1 protein-coding gene is annotated in these 683 nt (G+C 43.2%); it reads right to left on the reverse strand.

The window, feature by feature from the left end:
* Window positions 1-683: NAD(P)-binding domain-containing protein (locus H2672_RS19225; protein ID WP_255485936.1), on the reverse strand; the 683-nt coding region annotated here is incomplete at both ends.

Consider the following 683-nt stretch of genomic DNA (forward strand, 5'->3'; position numbering starts at 1 on the left):
ATTTCCCAATCGTACTCCTTAGACGCTGCACGCATCTGCGCAAAACCTTGGGCATATGAACAAATTTTACTCATATATAAAGCTTTACGAATCGCTTCAATCAAATCGTATGGATCACCTGCATACTTCTTCACTTCAGGTCCTTTTAGTAGTTTACTTGCTGCAACACGCTCTTCCTTAACGGAAGAAATATAGCGTGCAAATACGGACTCTGTGACGATTGGTAGGGACACTCCTAAGTCTAACGCATTTTGACTTGTCCATTTTCCTGTACCTTTTTGCCCTGCTACATCTAAAATCTGATCAATGAGCGGTTTCCCAGTTTCTTCGTCCATCTTTGTGAAAATATCTGCGGTGATTTCAATGAGATAGCTATCGAGCTCTCCCTTATTCCACTCCGAAAATATTTCATGCAACTCCTGCGCTTCAAGCCCAAGTGCATGTTTCATGATGAAATAGGCTTCGGAAATCAGTTGCATATCGCCATATTCAATACCGTTATGTACCATTTTTACGTAATGGCCTGCTCCATCGAGGCCCATGTATGCACTACAGGGAATGCCATCAACTTTTGCCGAAATAGCATCAAGAATGGGTTTAACTTGTTCGTAAGCTTCTTTTGATCCCCCAGGCATAATCGATGGGCCGTTACGGGCTCCTTCTTCTCCACCAGAAACACCTGC

Source organism: Sporosarcina sp. BP05 (assembly GCF_014282005.1).
Lineage (GTDB): Bacteria > Bacillota > Bacilli > Bacillales_A > Planococcaceae > Sporosarcina.